The organism is Methylocucumis oryzae, assembly GCF_000963695.1.
Taxonomy (GTDB): Bacteria; Pseudomonadota; Gammaproteobacteria; order Methylococcales; family Methylomonadaceae; genus Methylovulum; species Methylovulum oryzae.
The window spans coordinates 1-5,147 of the sequence record NZ_LAJX01000058.1 but is presented as its reverse complement, the minus strand read 5'-3'; the positions used below and the strand labels follow the sequence as shown (position 1 = coordinate 5,147).

Here is a 5,147-nt window from a genome sequence, read left to right as displayed (position 1 = left end):
ATGCTTTTCATCGCATCATCTAGGTTTTCGCGTGCGTGTTGGATTAAATCATGCACTGAAGTATTCAGCAGCATGCTAGGCTGGTTTTTCACTTCATCATAAAGCCATTCCATGATTTGCTTTTCCGTTGTCGGCATTTTGCATTTGCCATCTAAGATTTTCAGCATGACGGTAATCGCGCAATCGATGTGGACAGGGGTTAAAGGATGCGTCTGTACCCATAGGGTGACGTGCTCTTTCGTCATGGGTTCTCCTTGTCTAAGGGGGAAATTATAATGACACGATACTCAGTCACAATAAGTAACGCTGATTGTTTCAGGTATTGCCGTTAATGTTAGCGCCGATAAGCTGTCTTGCGTGGGCAACGGGTAAATGCCAGGGAAAGCCGTATCGGCAAAATGAGCCTCATCGGCAAAAATGATATTCAAATTAGAGGTCTTGCGTTCGGGTACTCGATACCAAGGGATTAAGCCTGTGGTTTGCTCGCAAACAGGGCCGCTGGCATGAAAAACCAATTTGCCATTTTCATCGCAATAGCTCATTAAGGTAAAGGCATTGCTGATAAACCGCGCTCGTTTCCAGCCGTTCAATTTGGCATTCCTGCGCGATTGGTCTTGGCCTTGGTTTTCTAAAAAACGCCCGGTAAGTGTTTTGTGATAACAGCGACTCGACTTCGCAAGCGAAAGTTAGTGCTTTACTAAATGTCCAATCCGCAGGGATACCAGCATGAACTAAGGTGAAATTGAGTTTGGCATCGTGATGGAGAAACGGCCGACGGCGTAACCATTGCAATAATTCATCGCGCTCCGCTGCATTGAGGATTTCATCCAGCGTATCCGTTGCGGCTGGCTGGATAATACCTTCGGCAATAGCCAATAACTGCAATTCCTGAGAGCCTAACACTGTTACAGCTTTTTTTCCTAAGCTTTTGACAAATCTCAGCACGTCGAGTGACTGTGGTCCTTCGTTGATTAAATTACCAACAAACCATAAGCAGTCGTTTTCAGGATTAAACTGGATTTTTTCCAATAACTTCATTAGCGGTCGATAATAGCCTTTCACACTGCTGATGGCGTAAGTAGTCATATCATTCCTTGGTTTAAGTGTCGTTGGTATTACGCATCAATTTTTTCAGAGACAGGTACAACGTTACGAAACGTCAGATTAATCCGCCCAGTCATCAAGTTTGGCTCTGGCGGAATACTATGCAGCCAGTGATGTTGAAAATTGGGTTGCATGACCAGTAAACTGCCGCTAGGCAATAAGACTTGTCCACGTTGCCCGGTTTGTTTATGTCGGAATTGCAGCGGGCGGGTAGCGCCGAATGTCAATGAAGCGATTAAAGGTTGTTCGCCTAGTTCTGCTTCGTTATCACAATGCCAACCGACATAATCCTCTCCGTTGCGGTACAAATTTACTAACACTGAATTAAACGAAACCTGCAAAAACGCCTCTATCTGTACTCGAATTTTCAATAGCAACGGTGTCCACGACCGAGTTTCTAGCAAGTTATTGCTATAGCTGTAACGGATGCCGGGATCGGCGTGCCATGTTTGCAGCCGTGGCAAGATAAATTGCCGTCCAGCGACGATATAACGGTTTTCAGGCCAGTCTTGTCCGTGCAACAATTGATAAATTTGTGCGCTTTCGGCCGCATCGTAAAAGCCGTCTATCAAGCGTAATTCGGGGCAGCTTAGCGCAGTCATTAACTTGGTGGTTGATTATTAAGATGCGTAGCCAGTGCGGTGTCCATTGTTGTGACATGCAATACCAGCCATTGCGGTAATCTATCTTTGATAAATGCCCGCCCAAAGCTAATCAGTCCTTTATCAACCCGTGATTTAAATTGTTTGAACTCCCCCAGCACGCGTTGATGTTCTGCCTTATGGTCGGTTATGCCAGCATAGGCAGAGCGGGTCATCAACACATTTTCCCGCTCGAAATGCTGTTCTGTATGTTCATATAAGTGTTGGAATAACGCCGGAAAATCTGCGTTAGTAGCCATGTCTAGCGCGTTCAACAAATTGATAAACTCAGCATGATCCTCGTCTATCGCTGTATAAGCCACGCTCAGTGCGGCAGTTTTTTCAAGTAACGCCATCATCTACCTCATTTATTAAAGCGTCCTAAGTTATTCGACACGGTAACCTTCCTCCATTAACACGCGCCTAACCACCGGACGTGTAAGCATTAGGCGATAATGCGCTAAGCAGCGTTCTGGTAATGCAATACCTGTCTTATCCGCCCAAAATTCTACATAAAACAATGCAGCGTCGGCGATGCTGAATGCTCCTAGCGCATAGCCTTGCGGCGGCAACCAAGCATCGATGACAGTAAACGCCTTGTTGACGATGTCCAAGCCTTGGGCTTTTACTGCCTCGTTATCAGCGGCATTGACGGTGAATTTGTCCGTTGTGAAAATCCGTGCGAAGCCTTGCCCATGTATCGTGCCGACGACATAAGCCATGAGTTCAATCCCCCGTGTTTCGCCGTCAACAGTGTCTGGCAACAATTTGGCTTTAGGGTAACTGCGCGCCAACCAATAGGCGATAGCCGGAAATTCGGTTAACGCACTACCGTCATTGCGAACTAACGTTGGGATGGTGGCTTTAGGGTTTATCGCCAGATACTCTGGCGTGGTATGGTCGCCAGCCATAAGGTTGACCAGATGTGCTTCAAAAATCAGGTCTAACTCTTCCAGCAAAATATGAATACCGGTCGAGCAGGAACCAGGCGTCATATACAATTTCATACGTGTTCCAAAATATAAGCATTGACATTGAGCGCAAAGTTTTGCCAAAGCCCAGCAATGTCCCGTCTCACGGCATTTAAGTAAACCGTGTCCGGCTTATGTTCATCGGGGAAATTGGATAACGCGCAAGAAGTGCGGTGTTTATCGACGGCAAACAGCAAAAACTCATCAACAAAGCCATCAAAAGCCACCAACAACGCTTTGGTCAATTCGGATAATCCCTGATTGATGGGCACTGTGCGGCTATCAAAAACCAGTGTTTTTATAAATGCTAACGCCTCATCATAAGCTTCGCCTAAAACGGCTAGTGAATTTCGCCCGAAGCAACCATCCCATTGTTGCTGCGACAAGTCTTGAGCTAGCAATTGTTCGTAGCGTTTTCTCAGCAGTGGTTTTTGCTCGGCGATATAACGATGGAATTGGGTAATGCTATCGGTATTGATGGCTGGGTGCATAGATGCTTTCCTTTTCAAGTCAGGCAAACTAGCATTCAATAATGAGGCCAAACTAGCGCGCTCTGGCTAAGCTTGGTTAGAACGCTTTTCAGCAAGGAGTTTTCGGGCGTTTTGCCAGTGCTGTTAATCTATGTTAAGCGTCATGTTAATGTCGTAAACCTGACAAAGTGGCTTAAATCTACGCGAATATTAGGTTACACAGACGTAAGCGTACTCTACTCAAAAAACCGAATGTGAACGCTTAGAGTAGTTGCCAACAGCTAGCGGTTGTTGACTATCAGGAATTAGTAAGGCGTTTCTGCCGGACCTTCATAGCCGCACATACCCATTCTGGGTGAATTGACCAGTTCAATCGGTTCGCCATATTCATCATGTTCATGGCTGTCGGCGTGTTCGTTGCATAAAAATCCGCTTTCGTCATGTTCGTAAATACATTCCATACATAGCCAGCGCGCTGTTTTATTGCATTCCATGCAAGGTGGAGTGGGCATTTCATTACGCGCCATTAAAAAAATGGGGTGATTGCTAAGTGGATGACCGCTGCGCTCGTTGACTACTTTTATGCTTAATTCGGATGATGTACCAAAATCATAAACATATTCTAATTGTGTAAACTCTGAAAAAACTTTTTTGCACGGTTTTAGTCATGCTAAAAGGTGCGTCATCAAAGTGCTCACCGAAAATTCGCTTAAATGCCTACAGCATTCAAGCCACATAGCGCGCAGATAAGAGTCTAAGTCTTTTAATTTGGCGCTGCCATTCATTTCTAAATGCAGCCAGAAGTCTTTTGCATATTTATCTTGTACGACGATATGGTACAAAGAAGCTGCTTTAGTCTGTTTAGCGTCAGCAGCGCTTATTGCGGCTTTGGCTTTGCTACAGGTTCGCCGCAAAATTGACAAGTGCCGCGTGATTCTTTAGTGGTCGCCATAGTGATGGGTAGTGTGTGTTGAGAGAGAAAATGATTTTATTCTGCTTAGTAGTGAGCGTGAAGTTTTTTATCTAAGCTATGATATTTTGCGGCTAAACTTGGGCATTGGTTTGTTTGTTTATCGTAGGTAAAGCCTGTTAAACACGCGGTTAACAGCATTATTATGATTATTTTCAAGGTGTAAGCCAGTAATCTTAAGGCTTAGCGCTAATGTCTGCATAGACGAGGTAGCAGGTAATTTGGTATAGTGGCGACGTTTTTTTTTTGTTTTTTAGCCACATCTTGTGGGAACTGTCACTACTCTCTGGAGAGATTCAATGCCAATTAAAATTGCTATTAATGGTTATGGCCGTATCGGTCGCAATATCGTGCGCGCTATGTACGAAGCAGGTCGTAACAATGAATTTGAAATCGTTGCTATCAATGACTTAGGCGATGCGAAAACAAACGCTCATTTAACGCAATACGATACTGTACATGGTAAATTCCCGTTTGAAGTATCGGTTGACGGTGATTGCATGGTGATTAACGGCGATAGAATCAAAGTATTTGCTGAGCGTGACCCTTCTAAATTACCGTGGGGTGAGTTAGGTATTGATGTGGTACATGAGTGTACCGGTATTTTTACCAGCAAAGCCAAAGCATCAGCGCATTTAACAGCAGGTGCGAAAAAAAGTCATTATTTCAGCGCCGGGCGGTGATGATGTGGATGCGACTATCGTGTTTGGCGTTAACCACACTACGTTAAAAGCCAGTGATACCGTTATTTCTAATGCTTCTTGCACAACTAACTGTTTGGCGCCGTTAGTTAAACCTTTACATGATGCTATCGGTGTTGTTCATGGTTTGATGACAACAATACATTCTTATACAAACGATCAAGTGTTAACCGACGTGTATCACAGCGATTTACGTCGTGCACGTTCTGCAACACAATCGATGATACCTACTAAAACCGGTGCTGCTGCGGCAGTGGGTTTAGTATTGCCTGAGTTAGCTGGTAAATTAG

At 44.7% G+C, this 5,147-nt stretch carries 8 protein-coding genes and 2 pseudogenes; 1 reads left to right on the top strand and 9 read right to left on the bottom strand.

Annotated features, from left to right (window positions below):
* The 9 genes and pseudogenes from VZ94_RS06765 to VZ94_RS06730 all read right to left on the bottom strand — a co-directional run.
* Nucleotides 1–245: pseudogene (locus tag VZ94_RS06765) on the bottom strand (hypothetical protein); the annotation flags it as partial.
* 42 nt (nucleotides 246–287) lie between these two features.
* Complete coding sequence (locus VZ94_RS28230) at nucleotides 288–542, bottom strand: metallophosphoesterase family protein (protein WP_239649695.1); 255 nt, start codon at nucleotides 540–542, stop codon at nucleotides 288–290.
* Nucleotides 526–1,086: a metallophosphoesterase gene (locus VZ94_RS06760; RefSeq protein ID WP_239649694.1), complete on the bottom strand. Its 561-nt coding sequence runs from the start codon at nucleotides 1,084–1,086 to the stop codon at nucleotides 526–528. Before VZ94_RS06760 ends, VZ94_RS28230 begins: the two co-directional genes overlap by 17 nt.
* Before the next feature lie 29 nt (nucleotides 1,087–1,115).
* The gene (locus VZ94_RS06755; RefSeq protein WP_045778654.1) at nucleotides 1,116–1,706 is read right to left on the bottom strand and encodes an alpha-ketoglutarate-dependent dioxygenase AlkB family protein; all 591 of its coding nucleotides are present in this window, start codon (nucleotides 1,704–1,706) and stop codon (nucleotides 1,116–1,118) included.
* Nucleotides 1,706–2,101 carry a bacteriohemerythrin gene (locus tag VZ94_RS06750; RefSeq protein ID WP_045778656.1) on the bottom strand — a complete coding sequence of 132 codons (396 nt, stop codon included), beginning with the start codon at nucleotides 2,099–2,101 and terminating at the stop codon, nucleotides 1,706–1,708. Before VZ94_RS06750 ends, VZ94_RS06755 begins: the two co-directional genes overlap by 1 nt.
* A gap of 30 nt (nucleotides 2,102–2,131) precedes the next feature.
* Complete coding sequence (locus tag VZ94_RS06745) at nucleotides 2,132–2,752, bottom strand: glutathione S-transferase family protein (protein ID WP_045778653.1); 621 nt, start codon at nucleotides 2,750–2,752, stop codon at nucleotides 2,132–2,134.
* Entirely contained in the window at nucleotides 2,749–3,207 is a 459-nt protein-coding gene (locus tag VZ94_RS06740) for a hypothetical protein (RefSeq protein ID WP_045778652.1), read from the bottom strand. The genes VZ94_RS06745 and VZ94_RS06740 overlap by 4 nt, the downstream gene beginning before the upstream one ends.
* A gap of 284 nt (nucleotides 3,208–3,491) precedes the next feature.
* Entirely contained in the window at nucleotides 3,492–3,713 is a 222-nt protein-coding gene (locus VZ94_RS06735; protein WP_131655485.1) for a hypothetical protein, read from the bottom strand.
* Between the two features lie 138 nt (nucleotides 3,714–3,851).
* Nucleotides 3,852–4,100, bottom strand: coding sequence for a hypothetical protein (locus VZ94_RS06730; protein ID WP_045778650.1), 249 nt, complete (start codon nucleotides 4,098–4,100; stop codon nucleotides 3,852–3,854).
* Nucleotides 4,101–4,455: 355 nt separating this feature from the next.
* Between VZ94_RS06730 and VZ94_RS06725 the strand changes: the two are divergent.
* Nucleotides 4,456–5,147 (top strand): annotated as a pseudogene (locus VZ94_RS06725) (type I glyceraldehyde-3-phosphate dehydrogenase); the annotation flags it as partial.

Bases quoted from the DNA above. Each gene is read 5' to 3' on its own strand.
- VZ94_RS06740 (WP_045778652.1), bottom strand. From the start codon at position 3,207: ATGCACCCAGCCATCAATACCGATAGCATTACCCAATTCCATCGTTAT.
- VZ94_RS06750 (WP_045778656.1), bottom strand. From the start codon at position 2,101: ATGGCGTTACTTGAAAAAACTGCCGCACTGAGCGTGGCTTATACAGCG.
- VZ94_RS06735 (WP_131655485.1), bottom strand. From the start codon at position 3,713: ATGGCGCGTAATGAAATGCCCACTCCACCTTGCATGGAATGCAATAAA.
- VZ94_RS06745 (WP_045778653.1), bottom strand. From the start codon at position 2,752: ATGAAATTGTATATGACGCCTGGTTCCTGCTCGACCGGTATTCATATT.
- VZ94_RS28230 (WP_239649695.1), bottom strand. From the start codon at position 542: ATGAGCTATTGCGATGAAAATGGCAAATTGGTTTTTCATGCCAGCGGC.
- VZ94_RS06755 (WP_045778654.1), bottom strand. From the start codon at position 1,706: ATGACTGCGCTAAGCTGCCCCGAATTACGCTTGATAGACGGCTTTTAC.
- VZ94_RS06760 (WP_239649694.1), bottom strand. From the start codon at position 1,086: ATGACTACTTACGCCATCAGCAGTGTGAAAGGCTATTATCGACCGCTA.